This is a genomic window from Nonomuraea sp. NPDC049695, assembly GCF_040674955.1.
Taxonomy (GTDB): Bacteria; Actinomycetota; Actinomycetes; order Streptosporangiales; family Streptosporangiaceae; genus Nonomuraea; species Nonomuraea helvata.
Genome location: NZ_JBFANV010000039.1, coordinates 65,155 through 85,668, shown reverse-complemented (window position 1 = coordinate 85,668; position 20,514 = coordinate 65,155). Strand labels below are relative to the sequence as shown.

Below are 20,514 nucleotides of genomic sequence, written 5' to 3'. Positions count from 1 at the left end.
CCGGTCGTTGTGGCCGGTAGGCCGACCGCGAGGAAGGCTGAATTCCCTGGCGACAGGATGCCCAAGAAGCGAATGCCGGTCCTCGAAAGAGAACGGGAAAGCGAAACCGTCTGCCGTCGTGCCCCTGGTGGGGTTTCGTATAACCAGCCGGATACCGGTCCTAGTGGCCGGATGCGAAAGCGTGCTGACGTGGGCAGGTGGGTCGTTGAAGACGGCTCGGTCATGGCTGCTGGTACCGACGGATAAGTTAGGCGCCGAAGGGTGAACGGACCAGAGGACTTTCCGGAGTGGGACGCGGTGGATTGGCGTGCCTGCGAAGAGGAAGTACGGCGGCTTCGGCAGACGATCTTCAAGGCGACGCGAGAGCAGGATTGGCGTAAAGTCAGAAGCCTGCAACGGTTGCTGCTGCGGTCGCGTAGCAACACGCTGATCAGCGTGCGGCGGGTGACGCAGCATAATGCGGGCCGCGGGACGGCGGGGGTGGATGGTCAGGTCGCGCTGACCTCTGATGCCAGGGCGGAGGTCGCGGTGGAAGTTCGCCCAGTACCGCCGTCGTTCGTTCCCTTGGCTGTAGCCCTGGCTGAAGGCCATGCTGGATCATGGAGCGATGTATGACGATGTCCCTCAGCGTTACCGCGACCCGCTGCGCCGTTACCATGAGCTGATCGAATATCGCGAGCATTTCTGCTACACCGTCACCACGCCACTGACTCTCAACGAAGCCGTGCGGCGCATCGGCATGCGGGAGGCTGACCTTGTCCCTGCTCCTGAGCGCGAAACCCTGGCCGAGGAGGGGTGTCTGCTCATTGGGCAAGTCGGACCGGCTGTTGTCACTTTCGATGAGGTCGGTGTTGGTCGGTTCATGCGCAACGCTCATGCTCTAGGTAACGGTTGTGATTATGGAATCGCCCAGTGGGATTACTACAACCGGGCCTTTGCCTACATTCGGCGCGACGGTAGCGGCGGGAGTTGGGACGAGGAACGACGCGACACCGAGGAATCGTCGGAGGAGCTCATTGCGGGATGGCAGGAGGGCGCGCTTGCTGAGTATGCCGTCCTGTTCCAGCGCTACCTACAAGAGGATGAAGCCGATGGGGAGGGTGGTGACCCGGTCTACCTGGAAGCCGTCATGCTAACAATCCTTGAACTGGAGACAGGCGTGCGACTCGATGATGAACTTATCGACAGCCTGCCCTACGCCCTTCACCTCCCGTCCACGTTGTCATGACCGTGAGCCGGGGCGGCCTGGGACGGGAAGTCATCGGCTTAGCCTTTCCAGGTTCAGGCCCTGGATCCTTCATGACCCCCAGTGACCGTGAGCGCCCGTCATTTCGCTTGGGATGTGGCACGTGTGTACATGCGGTCAAGCCTCTGAACCCGCGGACGCGCACGTCTACTCCTGCCTGACGCTCCTATGTGCAAGGGCGTTGCGTGAAGTTTCATCACGACCTTGGCTTGCCGGAGGACAAGGCCAGGTAGGCGATGCCGGCCGAGTTTAGGACGTTGATCCACTCAGGATGGTCGAGGTAGGCGTTGTCTGGAGCGGTAGGGCCGAGGTCATCGAGGAGGCGCAAGACGGCGTCGACCACCATCTGTACGAGGTCGGCTTCTCGTTGATCAATGAAAAGGTGGGGGATCAGTGCTCGCGCGCCGTGTTGGTCGATGAAGCTGTCGTCGATGAGCCAGTGCACGGCAGCGGTGAGATCCGGCAATCCCTTTCCAGATCGCCAGTGTTGGTCCTGATAGTCGCGGTCACCTAAGGCTCGTAGTGCCTCGAGCACGTCCTGACGTCGCTCTGGCCAGTGCACCTGCTGTTTGTCCGGATGTTCTTCCTCCACGGGAGCAAGCTACTGGGGACTTGTCGATGTCCCGTCGTTGTGGGCGTGATGGTCGGCGGTGAGGGCCCGGTAGATCACATCTGACAGGTGCCGTTTCAGGACGCGGAAGCTGCCTTTGGCGGTGTCTCGGGTGGTTTCCTGGCGTCGCTTCAGCAGGGCTCGGGCGCCTTCGTGGCAGCGAGCTTGGGTGATGGCGATGCGATGCAAGGTGGTGTTGAGCTGCCGGTTGCCGCCACGGTTGAGCCGGTGACGGTCGTCGTTTCCGCTCCAGACCGGGATCGGGGCGGTGCCGTTGTGTCGCGCGAACGCAGCCGGGCTGCGGAAGCGGGTGATGTCGCCGACTTGTCCCAGGAGTTTGGCCGCGGTCACCACGTTCACGCCGACGATCGCCATCAGGCGCGGAACGCGGGCCTGAACCAGCGGCTTGAGCTCCTTGCCGATCGCGTCGATCTCGACGCTGAGCGAGTCGATGAGGGCGATCCATGTCCGGGTTGAGGTCGTGCACCAGCTACAACACCCGGTTGATCAGCCTGGTGCGCTCGGCGACGAGTGCCTCACGATGATCGACGAGCAGGTGAATCGGCCTGCTCTGCTCATCCAGCCGCGCGGTCGGCAGGCCCGGCTCACGCAGGGCCAGACGCGCGATGGCCAGGGCGTCGATCGGGTCGGACTTGCCACGCTCGCGACCGCCGCGACGCTCTCCTGCAGTGCGGTTCGGCGGCACGGGGACCACCGTCTCGCCGGCGGCCAGCAGGTCGCGGACCAGACCACTGGAGACGTGCCGGACATCCTCCACCGCCCACACACGCTCTGGGACGACATCCGGGCTGGTCGGCGGACATATCTCAGTTGAGGGAACTGCCAGGCTCCTATCAAGTCATGCCGTCCGGCCCGGCCAATGTCGAGGACCAGGCCGCCCTGGACAGGTCAGGCACAAGCCATGCACGTTCCGGCAGATCATCCCTGAGTCACTAGGCGTCCTGGACCCGCACCAGCGGGTCCTACAAACGTGACACTGAGATCATCATCCCGTCGCGGTCGTCCCCACTCCTCAAGCTTCACCAGCACGCCCAGCAGGCCGAACGAGGATCCGCGGGGGAGCGGTGGCAGGACTATGACCTCGTCTGGTGCCATGAGGACGGACGCCCCATAGACGCCGGCCAGGACTGGGACGAATGGAAAGAACTCCTTCGCCTGGCCGAAGTCGAGAAAGACGCCCGCGTCCACGACGCCCGCCACACCGCCGCGACTCTCCTCATCGAACAAGGCGTGGACATCAGTGTCGTTCAGGAAATCCTCGGCCACTCACAACTGACCACGACCAAGCGCTACACCCACATCACAGCGACACTCTCAACAGAGGCAGCAGCCCGCATGGGTCGCGCACTCTGGGGCTGACTGCAACTGGAAATGCAACCGGGCGGGCTTCCGGATCATGGAGATCGGGGAGTCCGCCCAGGTCATTGGTGGTAGGGCGCCCGGGGCTCGAACCCGGAACCTACGGATTAAAAGTCCGCAGCTCTGCCAATTGAGCTAACGCCCCTCGCACCAGCAAGGGTACAGAGATTACCGCCCTGCCCGCGACGCCTACATCACCGGTAAGCGGCCAGACCCGTCAGCGCCTCCCCAAGCACCAGCGTATGAATCTCCTGAGTGCCCTCGTACGTCAGCACAGACTCCAAGTTGTTCATGTGCCTGATCACAGGGTACTCCAGCGTGATCCCGTTCCCGCCCAGGATGGAGCGGGCCTGGCGGGCGATGTCGAGGGCGGCGCGTACGTTGGCCAGCTTGCCGAAGCTGATCTGCCGGGGCTCCAGCTGCCCCGCGTCCTTCAGCGAGCCCAGGTGGAGGGCGGTGAGCCCGGCCTGGGCGAGGCCGACGTACATCCAGGCGAGCTTCTCCTGCGTCAGCTGGAACGCCCCGATCGGCTTGTCGAACTGGACGCGCGTCTTCGCGTACTCCACCGCCGCCTCCAGGCAGGAGCGGGCGGCGCCCACGACGCCCCAGACGATGCCGAAGCGGGCCTCCGAGAGGCAGGAGAGAGGGCCGCGGAGGCCGGTGACGTCGGGGAGGGCGGCGGAGGCGGGCAGGCGGACGTCGTCGAAGTAGAGGGACGAGGTGACCGAGGCCCTGAGGGACATCTTCTTGTGGATCTCAGGGGCGGAGAAGCCTGGGGTGGAGGTCGGTACGACGAAGCCGCGGATGCCCTCGTCGGTCTGCGCCCAGACCACCGCCACGTCCGCGATGGAGCCGTTGGTGATCCACATCTTGGAGCCGTTCAGGATCCAGTCGGATCCGTCTTTCTTGGCATAGGTACGCATGCCGGCCGGGTCCGAGCCGTGGTCCGGCTCCGTCAGGCCGAAGCAGCCGATCGCCGTCCCGGCGGCCATCCGGGGGAGCCACTCGTTCTTCTGCTCATCCGACCCATATCGCCAGATGGGGAACATGGCCAGCGAACCCTGGACGGATACGAAGGAGCGCAGGCCCGAGTCGCCGGCCTCCAGCTCGCGGCAGGCCACCCCGTACGACACCGCGTCCGTGCCCGCGCAGCCGTACCCCTCCAGGTGCATCCCCAGCAGGCCGAGCGAGCCGAGCTCGGGCGCGAGCTCGCGCGCCGGGAAGACCGCCTTCTCGAACCAGTCGCCCACGTTCGGCAGGATGCGGTCGGAGACGAACGACTTGACCGTGTCGCGGATCAGCCGCTGGTCAGCGTTGAGCTGGTCGTCCAGGCGAAGCAGATCGTTCATCGCGGGTCCCTTCCTCGCATAGGGGGCTACCAGGGTTCTACCAGGGGGAATCCTGATGTGCGAACACCGGCCGCACGGGCAGTCTTGAGGCATGAGCGAATACAACGTCAAGAAGCTGCGTCGGACTCACAAGGGCAGGATCGTCGCGGGCGTCTGCTCCGGCATCGGCGAGTACTTCGGGATCGACGCCAACCTGGTGCGCATCGCGCTGGCGATCGTGACGATCTTCGGCGGTCTGGGCGTCGGCGTGTACGCGATCGGCTGGCTCCTCATGCCCGACGAGTACAGCGACACCTCCATCGTACAGGACCTGATCAACAAGCAGCAGGACCGCAGCAGAACGGACTGGAGCGGCGAGCAGAAGCCGATGCCGTGATCAAGCCGCGGCGGGCACACGTTCCCGGGACTCGGTCCAGATCAGGGCGAGCACGGCCGCGCAGATGACCCCGGCCACCCCGGCCACCGCGACCACCGGCTCCGGACCGAGTCTCTCCGCCGCGAATCCACCGGCCAAGATCCCGATCCCCTGTACGGCCATCAGCCCCGACTGCGCGAGTCCGAACGCCTGGGCGCGACGTTCGGCCGGAACATGCTGGACGAAGGCGGCATTGGCCGCGAGCTGGTACGCTCCGCCGATCCCCGACAGAACCCATGCGGCGAGCACCACCGCGAGCGGCGGCCGGAGCGCCGTCACGGCCAGAGGCGCGCAGCTCAGCATGGCCATCCACCCCATGAGTCGCATTCGCCGCTCAGGCCCCACGAACCTGCTGAAAAGGAACGCCCCAACCACCGTCCCTGTCGGCATGGCCGCCATCAGCAGCCCAGTGATCACGGGAACCGGCAGCGTGCCCGTGGCGAGCTTGGCCGCGTACGGCACGGCGATGCCCTCGGGCAGGATGTAGAAGCCGCACAACCACGCGAACAGGATGAGCGTCCGCAACTGCCGCGACCCGAACACCAGTCGGGCTCCGGCCATGGTCATGCTCCACATGGACGGTTTCGCGCTGTCGCGGTTGGCGGCGGGGCGGCGTCGTACCCCTGAGATCAGGATCAACGCGGAGCCGAGGAACGTCGCGGCGTCCAGAGCGAGCGCCCGGTAGGGGCCCATGGTGGCGATGGCGGCTCCGCCTGCGGCGAAACCGAGCATCTGTACGGCCTGGTTCGTCATGTTCTGGAGAGCCGAGCCGATGACGTACCGGTCGCCTTCGAGCACTTCGGGCAGCAACGCGGCCCGCGCGGCCGAGAACGGCGCGCTGAGCAGCACCACCAGGAACACCAGCGCGCACAGCGCCCAGAACGGCATGCCGGGCACCGCCATCGCGCCCACCAGCACGGCCCTGATCAGGTCGCAGGAGAGCATGACACCCCGGCGCGCGAACCGGTCCGCCAGGCCGGCCAGCAGCGGCCCGCCGACGATCGGCGGGAGGTACGTCAGCGCGTACACGGCGGCCGTGGCGAGCGGCGAGCGCGTGCGATCGTAGACGAGTACGGCGAGTGCCACCTGGGCGAGCTGGTCGCCGATGAGCGAAAGGCCCTGGCCGTACCAGAGCGCCCTGAACTCCCTGATGGCGATGACTTCTCGGTATGTGGCCTGGTCCTCGGCACGGCGATGCCGTCCCTGCGGCCGTCGTGCCCGCATGGCCCCCATTGGACTCCGCTGTGCCTGACTTACGGTGCTCGGTGTGTTACCTAAGGTGCCCGATCATTATGGCAAGCCGCAACCCAAAGCAGCGAACCAAAAGCAAAGGGTTACCAACCCAGCTCATGAAGTCTGGCGTCGTCGATACCGAAGTGATGCCCGACCTCGTGCACGACCGTGATGCGCACTTCGCGGACAACGGCCTCCTCGGTATCGCAGATCTGGCATATCGGATTGCGGTAGATCTCGATGCGGTCGGGCAGGACTGCTGAGTACCAGTCGCCGCGTTCGGTGAGGGGGACACCGGTGTACAGGCCGAGCAGGTGGGGCTCCGGCGGGTCATCGACGACCGTAACGACGACATTGCTCATGGCACGGGTGAGGTCAGGAGGAATCGTGTCCAATGCCTCGGACACGAGCTCCTCGAACCTCTCCCGCGAAACCTCGATCACGCTTGCCATTCTGCCTCGCCGCCCGGGTAAGCAAGAAAGCGTATGAAGTTCGTTCACAGATCAAAGGCAGTCATCAGCTCCAGAACGGCGAAGGCGGCGGCGGTCCTCCTCGTCGCCGCCGTGGGTGCCTGGCTGGGCATCTTTCTCAGCGGCACCGTACGTGCCCAGGTCGGTCCCGTGGAGACCGGAATGTCGCTCCGCCCGGCCTGGAACGGCGAGACGGTCGTGGACGCCAGCCCGCTCGGCACGCTCACGTTCCACACGCACGACGCGCCGCTGCGGCTGCGCATCACGCTCGAGAACATCGACCAGGACCGCGCCAAAGCCCTCATAGAGGACCCGCGTCTGGCCGACCGCCTGCCCGGCCTCATCGAGAGCGACCTCCTGGACGGCGTGCGCGCGCTCGTGATCCGCTCGCTGCTGTGCGCGGGGGCGGGGGCCCTGATCGCGGTCCTGATGGTCTTCAGACGCCCCCGTGTGGCCTTCCTGGGCCTCCTGGCCGCCGCTGTGGGCCTGGCGGGCACGGGAGCTCTCGCCGCGCTCACGTTCCGCCCCAACTCGCTCGTCGAGCCCCGCTACTCGGGACTCATCGCCGCCGCGCCGTCACTGGTGGGCAGCGCCGAGTCGATCGTGTCCCGCTTCGAGTCGTACAGGTCGCAACTCACCAAGCTCGTCACGAACGTCTCGAAGCTCTACGACACGGTTTCAACCCTGCCGCTGTACGACACCAACCCCAAGACCATCCGAGTCCTCCATATCTCCGATATCCACATAAATCCCATCGCCTGGAACGTCGTCCGCTCCCTCAAGGACCAGTTCGGCGTGGACATGATCGTCGACACGGGGGACATCTCCGACCACGGCACCAAGGCCGAGAACAAGTTCGTCGACGAGATCGGCCGCCTGGGGGTCCCGTACGTGTACGTACGCGGCAACCATGACTCGATGATCACCCAGAAAGCGGTCGAGAAGCAGAAGAACTCCGTAGTCCTCGACAACAAGACCGAGACGGTGGCGGGCCTGAAGATCTACGGCCTGGGGGACCCTCGCTTCACTCCGGACAAATCCGTAGCAGTTCCCTCAGACCCTGCCGCACTCGCCCAGTTCGCCCGCTCCCACCTCCCCGAGGTCGGCCGGCCGGACCTGATCGCCGTACACGACCCGGACGTCGGCATGGGCTTCTCCGGCGCGGCGCCCATGATCCTCGCCGGCCACACCCACGACCGCAGGACGAACCTGCTCCCTTCGGGCACCCGCATGCTCGTCCAGGGCTCGACCGGCGGCGCCGGCCTGCGCGCACTCGAACACCCCCAGCCCACGCCCGTGCAGGCGTCGGTCCTCTACTTCGACAGGGAGACCAAGCGCATGCAGGCATGGGACGACATCACGCTGGGCGGTCTGGGGGAGCAGTCGGTGTACATCCAGCGTCACGTGGAGCCCGACCCACAACGTATGATTTCCCCGGAGCCAACGATCGCCCCGTCGCCAACGGGATCGATCACTGGCACGCAGACGCCGACCAACGGTCCGCCGCTTTGGCATCAAGGGCAATCGTCCCCTATGCTTCAGAGGTCTCCGACGGAAGGCGACAGGGAATCCTGAGCCCCCATCGTCTAGCGGCCTAGGACACCGCCCTTTCAAGGCGGCGGCACGGGTTCGAATCCCGTTGGGGGCACTGCGAGCACTTGGCGCACCGGAAAGCGGCTGGTCGAAGACCACCGAAGACCTGGTAAGCTAAGCGAGCGCAAACAGCAAGAAACGCAAGAACGCAAGGTCCTGTAGAGCAGTTTGGAGTGCTCGCCACCCTGTCAAGGTGGAGGTCGCGGGTTCAAGTCCCGTCAGGACCGCTCTGGGTCAGGTAGCTCAGTTGGTACGAGCGTCCGCCTGAAAAGCGGAAGGTCGGCAGTTCGACCCTGCCCCTGACCACCAGCATTTGAAGAACCAAGATGCCCCGAAGCGAAGACCGCTCCGGGGCGTTTTTGTGTCTATGGCAGCAACTCGCCACCTCCGCCGCTGGGCCGTCCACGGCAGGCTGATGCTCGTGTGGTTACTCCCTTGGCCTGTGGCGAAAATTCACTACGTGGTCCCGCGGCCACGTAAGTCATGGGATGTGCGGGTCGAAGGCTGTTTCTCCGCGGACATGATTCGCAGAATGAATGACGGTGCGCTCATCATGAGCGGACTTCACAGGTCTGTTCCCATGCTGCGTTTTCAGCAGCTTCCCAAGACGCTGTCACGGTGGGAGGACCCCAGTCCCCTCTGCGGGCCGCCGGCGCCGAGTCGGCGCGGCGCCGACTGGAGGCCGAGGCGGAGCCCGGTCGAAGTTGCGTTCAGCAGAGTAGTGGTAGCTGACAGTTTCAAGGGGTTGGCATCGATTGCGCATCCCGGCAGCCTTTGCGAAACTGCCTGCGGGTAGGTGCTGAACCCGGTTTTTTCGAGGTTGTTCCGAATAGCGTCGATCGATGTGTCCCCTCAGCGGTGGTGGGGAATGCGTAGAGCCTCATAGCAGTATCTGGACGTCGACGGTCCCTTTCGCCTGCCGGGCGTTCTCGCCTGTCCGGGGGCAGAGTTCTGCCGTTCGCGCGTCGCCGTCTCGACTCGTTTCTGAAGGCAGGAGGGTGTCGCGGTCCTGGCTGCTGTGGTGCGTCCAGAGCCAGATCTTGAGTCGGCATGGTCGTCTTCTTTCGATGGATCGGAGATCTGATGCGCGTCGCCCTGCTCACCACGACTCAGCATGGCCACCTGAACCCGTATGTACCGGTGGTAAATGCGCTCCAAAAAGCCGGCAGTGAGGTTGCGCTGCTGCTGTTGTCCGCGGACGGTGGTGTGCTCGACGAGCAGCGTCGCCAGGCCTTGGGCAAGGCGGAGGTCCACGCGATCGGGCAGGTCGAGATGGCGCCGTGGAGCGGCGACCCGGCGAAGATCGGCCCGATGCTCCAGTCGTCGCCGGTGGCGGACCAGACAGCTGACGCGCTCCGTGCGACGGCGCCGGACTTCGTGCTCGTCGATTCGCTGCCGGTCACGGCGTCGGCCATGGTCGGCGCACAGGCGTCCGGCGTGCCGTACGGGATGATCTGGGCCAACCTGGGTGGAGTATGCCCGAGCGAGCATCGACGAGGTCGCTGGCCGTACGACGAGCAGGTCGGCGACTATCTGACCAGGCACGGGGTGTTGTGGTCGACCCGGACTCATTCGGCGCGTTCGCCGATTCTCAATGTGATGCCGACGATTCCTGCTCTCGTCGGGGACGACGCGGTCACCGACGACGGTGTGCAGCTGGTCGGGTTGCCGGGTGCGGCGGGGATCCGCGGCGACGAGGTCGCCTTCTCGGGCCTGGATCGGATCGACCCCGACCGCCCGGTGGTGTACGTCTCCTTCGGCACGATCTTCTACCGGCGGCCTGACCTGCTGCGCACGGTGATCATCGGGGCGGCGGCGACCGGTGCACAGGTGATCGCTGCGGTAGGAGATCTCGCCGAGGAGCTCGCGCTGCCCGACGACGTGCTCACCGCCCCGTATCTGCCGCAACGTGAGGTGCTCGAGCGCGCCGACGTGTTCATCACCCATGGCGGTTACAACTCCGTGGCGGAGTCGATCCGGGCGGCGACACCGATGCTGGTGATCCCGCTGGCTGTGGATCAGCCTGTCCAGGCGTACTTCGTGGGTAGCGCGGGCTTCGGGACGGCGTTGGAGCCGGCCGGCGTCACCGAGCAGGCGGTCGCTGACGCTGTCACCGATCTGCTCGATCCCGCCCGGGACTACCGGGCCCGGCTGCGCGCTGCGCAGCCGGAGTGCGGCGATTCTGCCGTGCGCACGGCCGAGCTGGTCATCAGCACGGTCGAGACGCTACAGCGAAAGGGGCAGCAGTGACGATCGAACTGCAGCGGCCGGTGGGCGACCCGATCGTGATCGATGATCTTGAGCGCCTCTCGTTCCGGGTGGATCGCCGGGCCTACACCGACGACGACCTGGCCGCACAGGAGATGACCAGGATCTTCGATCGCTGCTGGTTATACGTCGGGCACGAATCGGAGGTGCCCGGGCCGGGCTCCTACGTGGCACGCGACGTCGGCGGGCGCCCGGTGGTCATGGCGCGCGGGTCCGACGGGGTGATCCGGGTGTTCGCGAACAGCTGCACTCACCGCGGGGCTCTGATCTGCTCGCAGCCGGCCGGGCAGGCCAGATCGTTCCGGTGCCCGTACCACGACTGGACGTTCTCCAACCAGGGCGACCTGGTCGGGGTCCCGATCCCGGACGGGTACGGGCCCGGCTTCCGGAAGGCGGACTTCGGCCTGGCGCAGCACCGTAGTGACAGCTACCGCGGTTTCGTGTTCGTCACCTTCGATCCGGAGCAGCCGCGCACCCTGACCGAGTACCTGGCCGGTGCGGCGGAGTACCTCGATCTGATCGACGACCAGTCCGAGGTCGGGATGGAGGTGATCCAAGGTGCGCAACTCCACGGGGCTCGGGCCAACTGGAAGCTCATGATGGAGAACAGCGTCGACATCTACCACTTCCGGGCCCTGCACAAGCGTTACGTCGGCTACATGGAGTCGCTGGGGTCGGTGCCGCCACGACGACGAGGCGGCTTCGGCCGCGCCCTCGGACTGGGGCATGGAGCCAACGAGCTGCCACCGGCGGCAGCCCGCCCGCTCGCCTACTGGACGCCGATGTTCGGCGCCGAGGTCCGGCCGCGGATCGAGGCGACGGCCGCACGGTTCGTCGAGCGGTTCGGCGCCGAACGCGCCCAACGGATCACCGGCACCAATCGTGCGGTGCTGATCTTCCCCAACTTGATGATCATCGACGCGATCGCGATCACGATCCGCAAGATCGACCCGGTCGGCGCCGGCCAGATGGCCATCACCTCGGTCGCCCTGGCTCCCAAGGACGAGGATCCGGACATCCGGGAGCTCCGCAAGAGTCACTACCTGACGTTCCTCGGCCCCGCCGGCTTCGCCACTCCCGACGACATCGAGATCGTCGAGTCGTGCCAGCGGGGTTATCTCAACCGCACGGTCCGCTACTCGGATCTGTCACGCGGGATGAACAAGGAGGTCCCGGAGACGACCGACGAGCTTCCCGCCCGCGAGTTCTGGCGGCAGTGGGACCGGCTGATGCACGGCGACGACGGTCACCTCGAGGTCGCTCACCGGGCCGAGATGCAAGGGGCAGAACCACGATGACCACCGGGCTGACGGTCGACGAAGCGGCCCAGGTGCGGTTGTGGCACCGGGTGAACCAGTTCCTGTTCCGCGAGGCGCGGCTGCTCGACGAGTGGCGCCTGCTCGAGTGGTACGACGAGATGCTGACCGACGACATCCGCTACTCGGTGCCGGCCACCGACGTCCGCGGTGAGACGGCCGACGCGCTCGGGCTCATCGACGACGATGCTGCCCGGCTACGCCAGCGGATCGAACAACTCCTCAACGGTGAGGTGTGGTGCGAGAACCCTCGGTCGCGGACGAATCGGATGATCAGCAACGTGGAGATCCTGACCGATCGGGGCACGCACCTCGACGTGGCGGCGAATGTCATCGTGTACCGGTTCGGGCACGGGCGCTCTGACGCCTACGTCGGAAAATGCCGGTTCGAGCTGGTCGTCGAGGGCGAGTCGTTCCGGATCCGGAGACGGGTCGTGGTGCTCGACCACGAGACGCTGTACGAGCACGGAAAGCTCAGCATCATCCTGTGATCGGACACTGACGGTGGCCGGCCCTGGCAGCGTCCCACCCGTTGCCGCCGCCCAGCCGAGTCTCCCTCGCGAGGTCTACGTCCTCAGCGTCGTCGGTGGCTGCGTCATGCTGGGCCTGGGGCTGGTGCTCCCGGTGCTCCCGGTGTACGCGGCGACGTTCGGGGCCGGGCCCACCCAGATCGGAGCGCTCGTCGCCCTGTTCGCGTTGATGCGGCTGGCCACCAGTCCGTTCTGCGGCCGGCTCGGCGCTCGTTTCGGGGAGCGGCGAGTCCTGGTCGCCGGTCTGCTGCTGTGTGCGCTCTCCTCGGCCCTGACGGCGTTCGCCGGGACGTACGGGCAGCTGCTCGTGTTCCGCAGCCTCGGCGGCGTCGGCTCAGTGCTGTTCTCGGTATCCGCACTGGCGACCCTCCTGGCGATCGCGCCGGCCGACCAGCGGGGCCGGGCCAGCGCCGTGTTCGAAGCAGGCTTCCTGCTCGGCGGGATCTGCGGACCGGCACTGGGCGGGCTCCTCGCTCTCATCGCCCTGTCCGCGCCGTTCGTGGCGTACGCCGTGCTGTTGCTGGCCGCCGCGGTGCTGACACTGGCGGTGCTCCGCACCGGCCGAACCGCCGGCGCGGAGCCTGGCCGTGACGTGGTCCGGCTACCGGTCCTGCTGCGGGATCGACGCTACCTGGTGGCTTGCCTCGCAGCGTTGGCGCAGGGATGGGTCTTGTTCGGGCTGCGCAGCGCACTGGTCCCCACGGTGGTGGTGGCGTGGCGACATGACGTGACGTGGGTCGGTTGGGCGTTCACGATATCCGCCGTCGTTCAGGCGCTGCTGATCATGCCGGCCGGCTGGGTCGTCGATCGGGCCGGCCGCCGGCTCGCCATGATCGCCGGCACCGGTGTGGCTGCGGCGGCGATCACAGCCTTGGTGTTCGTGGACAGGTACGCCTGGCTCGTCGTCCTGCTCAGTGTGTACGCGGCGGGATCGGCGCTGCTCAACGCCGCACCGGCGGCGCTGATCGGTGACGTCGTCGCCGGCCGGGCCGGCAGCGGCGTCGCCGTCTTCTCGATGTGCACCGATGTCGGCGCCGTAGTCGGACCGGTCGTCGTCGGGCTCATCGCCGAGCGGGTGAGTGTTCCGGCCGCCTTCGGCAGCGGCGCCGCGCTGCTGGTCGTCGCCTTTGTGGCGTCGTGGACGTTGACAACTGTTCGGCCAACACAAAGGAGTTGATCGATGAATCAGCCGTCTGCCCGACATGAGCGGGGCGAGGCCATGTTCCAGCAGGTCTTCGGCCGCGAACCGCGCCCGGGTTCCTACCCGGAGTTCCTGCAGATCACCATCGACCACTTGTTCGGTGAGATCTGGACCCGCCCGCACCTGAGCGTCGAGGAGCGCGAACTGGTCGCGCTGACCGCGGTCACGCTGGCGCGGACCGATTGGGAGTTACGCGGCCACATCGGCGCCGCGCTGCACCTCGGGATGTCGCGAGAGAAGATCGTCGAAGTCATCATTCAGCTCGCCTACTACGGTGGCTGGCCGGTCGCCAACAACGGGCTGCGCGTCGCCCAGGAGGTCTTCGCCGAGCTGGACGGCGCCACCGGGAGGGAGGCGGACCATGACCGGTGAACCGTTACCCCTCGACCCGGCCGAGAAGGTCGACCTGTGGCGCCAGCGGTTCTTCGAGGCCCAGGCGGCCGCAGAGGAGTTCATCCTGGGAGAGCACGGCGAAGAAGGCCTGGCCGCGTGGATCCAGGCGAACTCCCGCATCACCGCGCAGCTACTGCAAGCGCAACGGCCCGCCGGGGTATCCGCCACCGATCACTTCATGACCCGGCTGCAGCAGCAGCTGTTGCTGTACGACTCGGCAGTGACCAGTGAGCCCCAGCCCTCAGGCGCCGTCCTGCGCAACGCCGACTGCGGGATCCTCCGGTACCGCAAACGGGCCGCCCGCGCCGGCGTCGTACTGACGTTCTCGTCACCGTGCCCGTACTGCCAGGAACTCAACACCGCCATCGCCGCCCGCTACGTGGAACCGGACGTCACGGTGTCGTGCGAACAGGCGGGCGACGGGTGCACCTGGCGCGCGTCCTCTCCTCACGCTCCAGGAGAGGACGCGGCCGGGTCGCCGCACCGCGGACGGGCCGGTGATTGAACCAACGGCAGTGCCGTGCGGCCGTTGGCCGGCGACCGGCTGGCGTCGAGCGTCATGCCGAGTTGCCGGCCCACGGCCACACACAGGTCGAGCGCCGCGGTGCGGGTCAGGTCCTGATGATCGTTCTGGGTGAAGCACGCCGACGCCACGTTCTTGTTCCGTAGGCGCAGGTACCACGGGAACAACGATCCCAGTGCAGGCTCGGTCAGCATCGTGCGCGAATGCACGATCGTCCCCACCAGCAGGTTGCCGAACGGGCGTTGCCTGGCGTTCATGAAGCTCTTCAAGCGTTCCTGGAAGATCTTCAGCACCGCGGGTACGTTCCCCGCGTACACCGGCATGGCGAGCAGCATCGCCTGCGCACCTTCGGCCAGAGCGACGACATGCTCGAAGTCGTCGTCGAGCGTGCACCGGCCCACCTCGGGATCAAGGCAGGTGTCCTCGCCCTCGCACATCTCGATGCGGTGGTCGATCAACCGAATCCGCTGGATCTCCGCGTCACTGACCTCCCGGACGACGCCGGTAATCGCTGCCTCGAGCAGCGCGTCGGTCAGCGACGGGAGTCGCTTCTGCGTACAGGACAACGCAATGATCTTCATCCGAAAAGCCTTCCCTGTCCGCTCAGCGCCACCCGAGGCCGGCCACCAGGAACGCTCCCGCGGCCAGCACCCGATTCAGCGGCTTGCCATAACCCCGCCCGCCTCTTCATGTCCTCTCCCAGATGCAAGAGACAGCAACCGGCATCCCCGACCTACGACGAACCAAGCGTGATCAGCGTTTCAGACAACGAGCACATAGCAAAGCAATTCACTCCAACCCGGAAGATGACTCCCTAGGACAACACGGGCTGACAGCAACATCCACGCATTCGGCATCCGGCCAGGGCGATCTTTCCGCGAAAAGCGGAAGCGTCTCTCACGGCTGATGACCTGCTTCCGCGGCGTGAACCTAATAGGTTGATCATTTCCGGTTCATAGTGCCGGCCTGTGCTCTGCGACGGCCTGGGCCAAGGTGGGGATGAGTGGGGATTCCGCAGTGGTGCGCCAGACGAGGGCCCACTGGATGGGCGGGGCGTCGCGGATGGGCACGAAGGCAAGGCTGGGCCAGGGGTAGAAGCGGGCCAGTTCGGCGCCGATTCCGGCGACGGCTTCGCCGGAGGATACGGCGCTGAGTACTTCCTGCCAGGTGGACACCTTGGGGCCGCGGGGGATGAGGCGGCCTGCCGGGGTGCGGTACGGGATGATGGCCTCCTCCATGTGCGCGGGAATGGACCGGGGTGATACCTGGGCGCAGTGGTCGCCGAGATCTTCCAGGCAGATCGAGTCGCGTTCGGCGTAGGGATGGGTGGCGGCGACCATCAGCATCACCGGAGAGGTGTGCATGGGGGCGAAGGTCAGGTCAGGTTCGTGGATGGGAAGCCACACCCACGCCACATCGACCTCTCCCGATCGGAGCAGGTCCAGCGGGGAGGGCGGCTGGATCTCGCGATGCTGGAGGCGGGCGCCCGGATAGCGGGTCTGGAACATCTTCAGAAGCTGGCTGATCATCAGGGACAGTGGGCCGATGGTGTCCACGGTCAAGGTCCCAGATGTGCCGCGGACGGCCTGGGTTGCGGTTTCGAACGCGGCGGTGATCTGCCGGTATCCGGCGCTGAGGTCGCGGTGGAGCTGCTCGCCGAGCGGGGTGAGCCGCACCGCCCTGGTGGTGCGGTCGAAGTGCAGTTCTTCGGCCAGGGCCAAGAAGATCTCGATGTCTCTCAATCCATCATCCCTCCCGATTGTGTCTATATGGGTAAAGAGTGTGTTGCCCAGACCGTCCTTGTTCGAGGGACGGGTTCGGCCGAAGCTGGAGGGGTGAACGTGCTGATCCCCGGCGCTTCGGTCGCCGCTTTTGGTGTGGCCTACGGGCCGCGCCGCGTCGGCCACCAGATGACCGTGGTACGGCGCGCCCCGGCACCGCGCGACAGCGGTGGCCGGCATCTCGAGGTCGCAGGCATCGGCGATGCGGTGGCAGGTGCGGTCACGGGTGTGCAGGTCGCCGATGACGAGGGCGCCGCCGTGGGCGAAGACCACCGGCGGTCGCGCTTGCTCGGGAGCCCGTTCGGGCTGTGGAGGTCTCCCTCGTCGGTACGTACGGGTCCTCGCGGACGGCCCGCGGCTCGCCAGGGTGAGCTGTCGCGGAGTTTGACACGTCGGGGAGGATCACGGAGCGTCTGGTTCCGTCGTGGGCAAGCGGCTGATCAAGGCCAGGGCGGTGGCCAGGTCGTGGCTGGTGGGGGCCCGTTGGGGGTCGATCAGATACTGGGCCATGACGCCGGTCAGCAGCGCCTGGTAGAAGCCGCCCACCGCCCAGGCGTCGGGGTGGGCGGGGTCGAGGCCGGCGAGCACCTGGGCCAGGCCGAGGCGGGCGTGCTCCAGGCCGGTGGCCAGGTAGGCGCGGGCCTGCTCGGAGTGCTGGACCTGTCCGATGACGTCGAAGGTGGCGGCCCATAGCGGCCGGTGAAGCTCGAAGGACTTGATGATCTCGGCCCAGGCCGTCGCGAAGCGTTGCAGCGGGCCGGCCTCGGGGTTGGCCGGAACGGCGGCCAGCGCCTGGGCCAGCTGCTCACCCCATTCCTGCGAGGCCTGCGACAGGGCCTCGTTGAGCAGCGCCTCCTTGGAGCCGAAGTGGTAGCCGACGGCCGCCATGCTGACCCCGCCGGCGGCTGCGGTGATGTCGCGGATGCTGGTGCGCGCATAGCCCTTGTCGTACAGGCAGTGCTTGGCCCCAGCGATCAGATCTTCGCGGTTGCCCATGCGCCGCAGCCTATCGCAAGATTCAGACGACTGCCTTAGGCGATCGCCTAAGGCAGTCGTCTTGCGCGATCGCCCAAGTCGGTTGTACGGTTCTCGGCGTCGCAAAGATCACTGATGTGAGGAGACGGACAGATGACCGACATGGGCAAGCTCGCAGCCGGACTGACCGCCCTGGGCGTGGCAGGAGCGATCATGAGCCCCTCGACGGCGGCCGCGGACAGCGAGGCATTGGTCCACACCGACCAGGGGCCGCTGCGCGGCATCCTCACCGAGGACCACCGCTCGTTCCTGGGCATCCCGTACGCCGCCCCGCCCGTGGGCGAGCTGCGCTGGCGGGCCCCCCGCCCCGCACCCGCCTGGACCCAGCCGCGCCAGGCCACCACCCCCGGCCCGATGTGCGCGCAGACCGGCGACCACCTGGGCGGCGGCAGCACCAGCGAGGACTGCCTGTACCTGAACGTGACCACCCCGCGCCCTCAGCAGGGCCGCAAGCTACCGGTCATGGTGTGGCTCCACGGCGGCAGCTTCAAGGACGGCGCCGGCCACCTCTACGACGCCCGCCGCCTCGCCGCCCAAGGCAAGGTGATCGTGGTGACCGTCAACTACCGGCTCAACGCCTTCGGCTTCCTGGCCCACCCCGCCCTGCACGACGCCGACGGCCTGTCCGGCAACTACGGGCTCGCCGACCAGCAGGCCGCCCTTCGCTGGGTCCGGCGCAACGCGGCCGCCTTCGGCGGCGACCCGCACAACGTCACGCTGTTCGGCGAGTCCTCCGGCGCCGTGTCGGTCTGCGCCCACCTGGCCGCCCCCGGATCGGCCGGGCTCTTCCACCGCGCGATCCTGAACAGCGCCCCCTGCACCGCCCCGTGGTCGCCCTCCCTGGCCATGGGCAACAACCCTCGCCCCCGAGCCCAGGCCGAACGCGACGGCCGAGCCCTGGCCAAGCGACTGGGCCTCGGCGAGTCACCGACCGCCCAGCAACTACGCGCGATCCCGGCCGACAAGCTGCTGCAGGCCGCCTCCGATCCCGCCCAGCCCGGCTTCGGCCCGGTCACCGGCGGCGCGTTCCTCCCGCTGGACCCGGCCCGCGCCATCACCTCGGGCCGCTTCCACCAGGTGCCGGTGCTGTACGGCATCAACCGCCACGAGCAGCGCATGCACGTCTGGGGCCTGGAAATGGCCAAATACCGCGGTCCGATCCCCGCCGACCGCTACGACGACGAGGTCCGCGCCGCCTTCGGCGCCAACGCCGACAAGGTCCTGGCCCGCTACCCCCTGTCCGCCTACGCCTCGCCCAGCCAGGCACTGGCCACCGCCCTGACCGACGCCCAATACGCCCGCCCCGCCCTCGACACCGGCAAGGCGCTCTCACGGCACGTCCCCACCTACGCCTTCGAGTTCGCCGACGCGAACGCGCCCTGGTTCGCCGCCTTCCCCAAGCCCTACGACATGGGCGCCTACCACGCCGCCGAGCTTCCCTACCTGTTCGACGTCGGCTACAACCAGCCGCTCACCGATCAGCAGCAGCACCTGGCCGACCTCATGATCGGCTACTGGACCCGCTTCGCCCACACCAGCGACCCCAACGGCTCCGGCGCACCCGCCTGGCACCCCTTCACCACCGCACACCCCAATGTCCAGTCCCTGGCCCCCGGCGACGACGGCATCAAGCCCGCCGACTTCGCCCACGACCACCGCTACGACTTCTGGACCTCACTCAACAGCTGAGACGTTCTGGTTGCTCCCGGACTCTTGCCAGCCATCACGTGTGGCTCTTAGCGTCCTAGCCGGCACACGCCGGCTGTGCGGGCGCCACCGCCGTTTTCGACCAGGTCAGCCCGCAAGATGGCACCTGGAAGCGCGACGACATCGGCGTCGAGTTGGAGCTCGACGGCGTGACACCGCACCACCCGGGAGGCTTTTCCCGCTCGGGCGACAAGTTCATCGTGACGGGGGCGGGGCCGATGACATCGCGCCCAGCACGGACGGTCAGCCCATCGAGAGGACACTCATCGGCGGGTTCGTGGGACTGATCATGGTGATCGTCGTGGCGGTCACGTTCGTGACGGCTGAGCACCGGCGCGGGCAGATCCGCCGGCCTGGCGCCAACCTCGCGGCCAAGTCGGTGGCAATCGGCACGGTCGCCTTCCTCGCCGGAGTGATCCCCGCAGCCGTCGTGGTGCCGGCCAGCTTGAAAATGCTGCCGTCCAAGGGCGTCCATCCGCTCCCGGTCAGCCTGCCGACCTATCTGCAGGTGATCGTCGGCACCGGTCTGTTGTTCGCCGCCGTCGCGGTGCTGTCCCTCGCGCTGGGCGCGCTCATCAAGCGTGGCATCGTGGCGATCATCGCGGCCTTGGCGATGGTCTTCCTGCCCTACGTCCTGGCGCTCGCGGGCGTGGGAGCGTGGCTGCTGGTGTTCACGCCCGCAGCGGGTTTCGCGATTCAGCAGAGCGTACGCGAGTACGCGCACGTGCAGGGTATCTACCTCCCGATCACGGGCTACTTTCCGCTGGCGCCGTGGGCCGGTTTTGGGGTGCTGTGCGCCTACACAGCGCTCGCCCTCGGGCTCGCGATGTGGCGGAGGAACCGACTCTAGCCAACCGGCAATGACTCCAGGGCCTCTCGCGGGGCACTTCCAGGGTGCCGGCCTTGAGCAGCTGTTCGGTCCGCTGGCAGCGGAGGCTCGACGCGATCACGGGTTAGCGAAGAGATGCCTCATCAGCGTGAAGTAGAGATCCACCCGAATCCAGAATGAGTGGGTGACCGTGGATCTGGCAGAGATGAGTGAGCGTGAGTACTTCGCTCTCGTGGCCAAGCGGCTGGGCATGTTCATAGTGGGCTCGAGGCTTGCCGGCGTCGAAGGATTCCTGGACGGATACGACCAGCACGCGCGGCGCCATGGAGGCCCAGGCCTGCAGGGGTGGCGAGAATGGCTGGTGGCTCGGCGGGGTCAGGAAAGCAGCCTTGCCTGGCAGGCGCAGGTGCGCGAGGTCGCCCTTCCTGACGGCTGGAAGAGGGGGGAGCTGACGCAGGAAGAGGAGTCTCGGGTCATCGAGGTTCTCTTCAAGCTGCTCGATGAGTTTCTCGCTGAGCGTGACCGCGTGGAAGGCCGGCCGCTTTAAGAAACCCCCTCCATTTTCAATCTATAGCGCGCTGGGGGGCTTGCGGCAAGGCCCGGGTCGTGCCGCAGAATCTACGGCCGGGGCCAGA

23 protein-coding genes and 4 tRNA genes are annotated in these 20,514 nt (G+C 66.9%); 17 read left to right on the top strand and 10 right to left on the bottom strand.

Annotated elements, in window-relative coordinates:
- The first annotated feature begins 261 nt into the window (after positions 1-261).
- Together AB0J64_RS30170 and AB0J64_RS30165 are read left to right on the top strand one after the other, a co-directional pair.
- Positions 262-615, top strand: a complete 354-nt coding sequence (locus AB0J64_RS30170) for a reverse transcriptase N-terminal domain-containing protein (RefSeq protein WP_364034036.1) — start codon at positions 262-264, stop codon at positions 613-615.
- Positions 608-1,228, top strand: coding sequence for a hypothetical protein (locus AB0J64_RS30165; protein ID WP_364034033.1), 621 nt, complete (start codon positions 608-610; stop codon positions 1,226-1,228). Before AB0J64_RS30170 ends, AB0J64_RS30165 begins: the two co-directional genes overlap by 8 nt.
- Before the next feature lie 214 nt (positions 1,229-1,442).
- On the opposite strand, the gene AB0J64_RS30160 is transcribed toward AB0J64_RS30165, so the two are convergent.
- From AB0J64_RS30160 to AB0J64_RS30150, 3 genes are all read right to left on the bottom strand, one after another.
- Positions 1,443-1,838 (bottom strand): hypothetical protein, encoded by a 396-nt coding sequence (locus tag AB0J64_RS30160; RefSeq protein WP_364034030.1) that lies wholly within the window; start codon positions 1,836-1,838, stop codon positions 1,443-1,445.
- 9 nt (positions 1,839-1,847) lie between these two features.
- Positions 1,848-2,231, bottom strand: coding sequence for an IS110 family transposase (locus AB0J64_RS30155; protein ID WP_364034027.1), 384 nt, complete (start codon positions 2,229-2,231; stop codon positions 1,848-1,850).
- A 115-nt stretch (positions 2,232-2,346) separates the two neighbouring features.
- Complete coding sequence (locus AB0J64_RS30150; protein ID WP_364034024.1) at positions 2,347-2,634, bottom strand: transposase; 288 nt, start codon at positions 2,632-2,634, stop codon at positions 2,347-2,349.
- A 224-nt stretch (positions 2,635-2,858) separates the two neighbouring features.
- On the opposite strand from AB0J64_RS30150, the gene AB0J64_RS30145 reads away from it, so the two are divergent.
- Positions 2,859-3,236, top strand: a complete 378-nt coding sequence (locus AB0J64_RS30145) for a tyrosine-type recombinase/integrase (RefSeq protein ID WP_364034065.1) — start codon at positions 2,859-2,861, stop codon at positions 3,234-3,236.
- A gap of 69 nt (positions 3,237-3,305) precedes the next feature.
- Here AB0J64_RS30145 and AB0J64_RS30140 read toward each other — a convergent pair.
- Together AB0J64_RS30140 and AB0J64_RS30135 are read right to left on the bottom strand one after the other, a co-directional pair.
- Positions 3,306-3,381 (bottom strand) — tRNA-Lys (locus tag AB0J64_RS30140).
- 49 nt (positions 3,382-3,430) lie between these two features.
- Entirely contained in the window at positions 3,431-4,585 is a 1,155-nt protein-coding gene (locus tag AB0J64_RS30135) for an acyl-CoA dehydrogenase family protein (RefSeq protein WP_364034021.1), read from the bottom strand.
- 91 nt (positions 4,586-4,676) lie between these two features.
- Between AB0J64_RS30135 and AB0J64_RS30130 the strand changes: the two genes are divergently transcribed.
- Entirely contained in the window at positions 4,677-4,961 is a 285-nt protein-coding gene (locus AB0J64_RS30130; RefSeq protein ID WP_364034018.1) for a PspC domain-containing protein, read from the top strand.
- Here AB0J64_RS30130 and AB0J64_RS30125 read toward each other — a convergent pair whose 3' ends face one another.
- Together AB0J64_RS30125 and AB0J64_RS30120 are read right to left on the bottom strand one after the other, a co-directional pair.
- Complete coding sequence (locus AB0J64_RS30125) at positions 4,962-6,224, bottom strand: MFS transporter (protein ID WP_364034015.1); 1,263 nt, start codon at positions 6,222-6,224, stop codon at positions 4,962-4,964.
- A gap of 110 nt (positions 6,225-6,334) precedes the next feature.
- Positions 6,335-6,676, bottom strand: coding sequence for a metallopeptidase family protein (locus AB0J64_RS30120; protein WP_364034012.1), 342 nt, complete (start codon positions 6,674-6,676; stop codon positions 6,335-6,337).
- Between the two features lie 42 nt (positions 6,677-6,718).
- Here AB0J64_RS30120 and AB0J64_RS30115 point away from each other — a divergent pair, with 42 nt between their 5' ends.
- The 10 genes from AB0J64_RS30115 to AB0J64_RS30070 all read left to right on the top strand — a co-directional run bounded on the left by AB0J64_RS30115 (position 6,719) and on the right by AB0J64_RS30070 (position 14,509).
- Positions 6,719-8,278, top strand: a complete 1,560-nt coding sequence (locus AB0J64_RS30115) for a metallophosphoesterase (protein ID WP_364034009.1) — start codon at positions 6,719-6,721, stop codon at positions 8,276-8,278.
- Positions 8,279-8,351: transfer RNA gene (locus AB0J64_RS30110), tRNA-Glu, on the top strand.
- A 97-nt stretch (positions 8,352-8,448) separates the two neighbouring features.
- A tRNA-Asp gene (locus AB0J64_RS30105) sits at positions 8,449-8,523 on the top strand.
- Positions 8,524-8,528: 5 nt separating this feature from the next.
- A tRNA-Phe gene (locus AB0J64_RS30100) sits at positions 8,529-8,605 on the top strand.
- A gap of 741 nt (positions 8,606-9,346) precedes the next feature.
- Positions 9,347-10,546, top strand: coding sequence for a glycosyltransferase (locus tag AB0J64_RS30095; RefSeq protein WP_364034006.1), 1,200 nt, complete (start codon positions 9,347-9,349; stop codon positions 10,544-10,546).
- A complete protein-coding gene (locus AB0J64_RS30090) occupies positions 10,543-11,862 on the top strand; it encodes an aromatic ring-hydroxylating dioxygenase subunit alpha (RefSeq protein ID WP_364034003.1) in 1,320 nt (439 codons plus the stop codon). The genes AB0J64_RS30095 and AB0J64_RS30090 overlap by 4 nt, the downstream gene beginning before the upstream one ends.
- Positions 11,859-12,371 (top strand): aromatic-ring-hydroxylating dioxygenase subunit beta, encoded by a 513-nt coding sequence (locus AB0J64_RS30085; protein ID WP_364034000.1) that lies wholly within the window; start codon positions 11,859-11,861, stop codon positions 12,369-12,371. The genes AB0J64_RS30090 and AB0J64_RS30085 overlap by 4 nt, the downstream gene beginning before the upstream one ends.
- Before the next feature lie 13 nt (positions 12,372-12,384).
- A complete protein-coding gene (locus tag AB0J64_RS30080; protein ID WP_364033997.1) occupies positions 12,385-13,587 on the top strand; it encodes an MFS transporter in 1,203 nt (400 codons plus the stop codon).
- A gap of 3 nt (positions 13,588-13,590) precedes the next feature.
- Complete coding sequence (locus tag AB0J64_RS30075; protein WP_364033994.1) at positions 13,591-13,983, top strand: carboxymuconolactone decarboxylase family protein; 393 nt, start codon at positions 13,591-13,593, stop codon at positions 13,981-13,983.
- Positions 13,973-14,509, top strand: a complete 537-nt coding sequence (locus tag AB0J64_RS30070) for a hypothetical protein (protein ID WP_364033991.1) — start codon at positions 13,973-13,975, stop codon at positions 14,507-14,509. The genes AB0J64_RS30075 and AB0J64_RS30070 overlap by 11 nt, the downstream gene beginning before the upstream one ends.
- On the opposite strand, the gene AB0J64_RS30065 is transcribed toward AB0J64_RS30070, so the two are convergent.
- The 3 genes from AB0J64_RS30065 to AB0J64_RS30055 form a co-directional block, all read right to left on the bottom strand.
- Positions 14,452-15,108, bottom strand: coding sequence for an NAD(P)H-dependent oxidoreductase (locus tag AB0J64_RS30065; protein ID WP_364033988.1), 657 nt, complete (start codon positions 15,106-15,108; stop codon positions 14,452-14,454). The genes AB0J64_RS30070 and AB0J64_RS30065 overlap by 58 nt on opposite strands.
- Before the next feature lie 372 nt (positions 15,109-15,480).
- On the bottom strand, positions 15,481-16,269 hold the full coding sequence (locus AB0J64_RS30060) for a LysR substrate-binding domain-containing protein (protein WP_364033985.1): 789 nt from the start codon (positions 16,267-16,269) through the stop codon (positions 15,481-15,483).
- A gap of 441 nt (positions 16,270-16,710) precedes the next feature.
- Complete coding sequence (locus AB0J64_RS30055) at positions 16,711-17,304, bottom strand: TetR/AcrR family transcriptional regulator (RefSeq protein ID WP_364033982.1); 594 nt, start codon at positions 17,302-17,304, stop codon at positions 16,711-16,713.
- 132 nt (positions 17,305-17,436) lie between these two features.
- Between AB0J64_RS30055 and AB0J64_RS30050 the strand changes: the two genes are divergently transcribed.
- The 3 genes from AB0J64_RS30050 to AB0J64_RS30040 all read left to right on the top strand — a co-directional run bounded on the left by AB0J64_RS30050 (position 17,437) and on the right by AB0J64_RS30040 (position 20,426).
- On the top strand, positions 17,437-19,032 hold the full coding sequence (locus AB0J64_RS30050; protein WP_364033979.1) for a carboxylesterase/lipase family protein: 1,596 nt from the start codon (positions 17,437-17,439) through the stop codon (positions 19,030-19,032).
- A 307-nt stretch (positions 19,033-19,339) separates the two neighbouring features.
- Positions 19,340-19,900, top strand: a complete 561-nt coding sequence (locus AB0J64_RS30045; protein ID WP_364033976.1) for a hypothetical protein — start codon at positions 19,340-19,342, stop codon at positions 19,898-19,900.
- Positions 19,901-20,063: 163 nt separating this feature from the next.
- Positions 20,064-20,426: a hypothetical protein gene (locus AB0J64_RS30040; protein WP_364033973.1), complete on the top strand. Its 363-nt coding sequence runs from the start codon at positions 20,064-20,066 to the stop codon at positions 20,424-20,426.
- Positions 20,427-20,514: the final 88 nt, after the last annotated feature.

Coding starts and splice junctions, on each gene's coding strand:
- AB0J64_RS30165 (WP_364034033.1), top strand. CDS start 608: ATGTATGACGATGTCCCTCAGCGTTACCGCGACCCGCTGCGCCGTTAC.
- AB0J64_RS30155 (WP_364034027.1), bottom strand. CDS start 2,231: ATGGCGATCGTCGGCGTGAACGTGGTGACCGCGGCCAAACTCCTGGGA.
- AB0J64_RS30135 (WP_364034021.1), bottom strand. CDS start 4,585: ATGAACGATCTGCTTCGCCTGGACGACCAGCTCAACGCTGACCAGCGG.
- AB0J64_RS30130 (WP_364034018.1), top strand. CDS start 4,677: ATGAGCGAATACAACGTCAAGAAGCTGCGTCGGACTCACAAGGGCAGG.
- AB0J64_RS30125 (WP_364034015.1), bottom strand. CDS start 6,224: ATGCGGGCACGACGGCCGCAGGGACGGCATCGCCGTGCCGAGGACCAG.
- AB0J64_RS30115 (WP_364034009.1), top strand. CDS start 6,719: ATGAAGTTCGTTCACAGATCAAAGGCAGTCATCAGCTCCAGAACGGCG.
- AB0J64_RS30095 (WP_364034006.1), top strand. CDS start 9,347: ATGGTCGTCTTCTTTCGATGGATCGGAGATCTGATGCGCGTCGCCCTG.
- AB0J64_RS30085 (WP_364034000.1), top strand. CDS start 11,859: ATGACCACCGGGCTGACGGTCGACGAAGCGGCCCAGGTGCGGTTGTGG.
- AB0J64_RS30075 (WP_364033994.1), top strand. CDS start 13,591: ATGAATCAGCCGTCTGCCCGACATGAGCGGGGCGAGGCCATGTTCCAG.
- AB0J64_RS30070 (WP_364033991.1), top strand. CDS start 13,973: ATGACCGGTGAACCGTTACCCCTCGACCCGGCCGAGAAGGTCGACCTG.
- AB0J64_RS30065 (WP_364033988.1), bottom strand. CDS start 15,108: ATGAAGATCATTGCGTTGTCCTGTACGCAGAAGCGACTCCCGTCGCTG.
- AB0J64_RS30055 (WP_364033982.1), bottom strand. CDS start 17,304: ATGGGCAACCGCGAAGATCTGATCGCTGGGGCCAAGCACTGCCTGTAC.
- AB0J64_RS30050 (WP_364033979.1), top strand. CDS start 17,437: ATGACCGACATGGGCAAGCTCGCAGCCGGACTGACCGCCCTGGGCGTG.
- AB0J64_RS30045 (WP_364033976.1), top strand. CDS start 19,340: ATGGTGATCGTCGTGGCGGTCACGTTCGTGACGGCTGAGCACCGGCGC.